This is a genomic window from Pseudomonas sp. WS 5412 (genome assembly GCF_012985615.1).
In the GTDB taxonomy this organism is placed as follows: Bacteria; Pseudomonadota; Gammaproteobacteria; order Pseudomonadales; family Pseudomonadaceae; genus Aquipseudomonas; species Aquipseudomonas shahriarae.
Map to the genome: position 1 here is coordinate 1 of NZ_JAARMB010000054.1, position 1,914 is coordinate 1,914.

At 57.1% G+C, this 1,914-nt stretch carries 2 protein-coding genes; one reads left to right on the top strand and one right to left on the bottom strand.

Translation table 11 applies throughout. The annotated features are described in order from the left end of the window. Positions 1 to 186: 186 nt before the first annotated feature. Positions 187 to 699 (bottom strand): replication/maintenance protein RepL, encoded by a 513-nt coding sequence (locus HBR94_RS28320; RefSeq protein WP_234451421.1) that lies wholly within the window; start codon positions 697 to 699, stop codon positions 187 to 189. Positions 700 to 1,536: 837 nt separating this feature from the next. Here HBR94_RS28320 and mobV point away from each other — a divergent pair. Then, positions 1,537 to 1,914 (top strand): MobV family relaxase (gene mobV / locus HBR94_RS28325; RefSeq protein WP_170045908.1); only part of this gene is annotated, 378 nt, incomplete at its 3' end.

Genomic DNA, 1,914 nt, shown 5'->3' on the forward strand with positions numbered 1-1,914 from the left:
GCTCGGCTGCATAGGCTGGATCGGCCTGTAAAGCCTTGTGCATGGCCTCATCGTGGGAACGATCTACACCCTGCCTGGTAACAAAAATGGGAAGAGGCAACGGGATGTCGTCTACCTCGCCGATTTCGATGAAATGGGGTTCAGAGCCCGGTGGGGTGTTTTGACTCATGCGCTTTCCTCCTTTGCTCAGTCCAGTTGTAAATCCTGCTGGTCGGGTGGCGAAAGTTCCTCGTCCCCTACTAAAACGCGGTCGTCGCTCGAAATCACAGGCACGTGAGTCAGTTTTGTCCGGGCCTTTTCGTGATAGTCGCTGTCTTGCTCTGACTCTGATGCAATGACCGTGGCTGAGAAAATCGCGTACCGCCTTGCGTTGCGGGCTGACTGCCAAAAAGCACGCTCGTTGACGCAATAGGCTGTGGCATTTCCGATCTTAATCGCATCCAGCCAGTTGTCGTCTTTCAGGTGTTTGATTGCCTTTGCGACTGACGTTCGGCTCAGATCTGTGACCTCGCAGAGGGTCTTGTAGGAGCACACAACGGCGTTTGTTGACTTACCCATGTGCTCGACCAAATAGAACAGGATCTGCATCGCCACGGGGTTCCTACGAGCTAGCTCTCGCATCTGCTTCATGTAGCTACGGTTGAGCTGGACGAAGTTGTAATTCTCGACGCTTGAAACCTGTTTCTCAGTCTCTTCCATGGTGGTACTCATCAGTCTCGTTTCGTACTACTGGTTGTACACACATGCGTACTGGTTGTAAACCTAGGCGAACTGGTTGAACAACTGAGTACACTCCTGGGGTGCACTCACCAGTACACTCCTGGGGTGTACTCTGTTTTTTTTTTAACCTTTAAAATCAGTGACTTACATAATGCCTCCTTCTGTATCTCAATAGGGCATCCGCCCTAGGCGATGCCTTACCCCCAAAAGCACGGCCTTCGGCCTTGAGAATGCCTGCCCTCCGGGCAGCGATTTTTTAGGGCTTGCAGCGGGCCTCCGGCCCTTGCCCATAGGGGCTTTGCCCCTCTGGACTCCCCACTCTTGCCGCCGAGGGCTCGGGGGGCAGGGGGAAGAGCGCCCCCTGCCCCCACTCACGGAGGCTGGGGTCATTCCGTGGGCGTCAAGGGGCCGAGTCCTCGCCGCTTCGCGCCTGCGGGCCGCACCAACCCCTTGACCCCCACTCCATTCGAAGTGGAAGGGGGTCAAGGTTCGCGTAGCGACCGCGAAGCGGCCCCGACCTTGACGCCCTGGAACGACCCCAACGCTCATGGCTGGTGGTCAGGGGCGCTCTTCCCCTGACCGCCTGCCACGTGGCGAACGGACAAGCCCCCTTGGGGGGGCGCGTCAGTGGGGGGAGCAAGGCGAAGCCGCGCAGGCCTTTGGTACTTTTGGACTTTTGACCCGTGTGAAAAATTTGTCATGCAGGTGCTTTTCGAACGATCTTTGCGAAGCAAAGTCTAGTGAGTACACTTCTAATGAAGTGGCCCAGCGGAGCTAGGCGCGATTTTAGGTGGATCGGATTAGATTGGGGGCGTCATGGCATACGCGATCATGCGAGCAAAGAAGCTCGCCAACATGGGCTCAGTAGCGGCCTCGATGCAGCATTGCTACCGCGAACGCGAGACGCACAATGCTGACCAGGAGCGCACACCCGACAATCAGCACCTGGTCGCGAAAAGCACTGATGAGGCGATGGGCAAACTGCGGGTTTTGCTGCCGGAGAAACGGCGCAAAGACGCGGTTTTGGCCGTCGAATACGTGATGACGGCCAGCCCTGAATGGTTCGCTCAAGCGACACCAGAACAGGAAAAAGCGTTCTTCCAGCGTTCTTTGCAGTGGCTGGCGGACAAGTACGGGGCGGATCGGATTGTCACGGCCAGCATTCACCGGGACGAAGCCACGCCGCATCTGTCC

Coding starts and splice junctions, on each gene's coding strand:
- HBR94_RS28320 (WP_234451421.1), bottom strand. CDS start 699: ATGGAAGAGACTGAGAAACAGGTTTCAAGCGTCGAGAATTACAACTTC.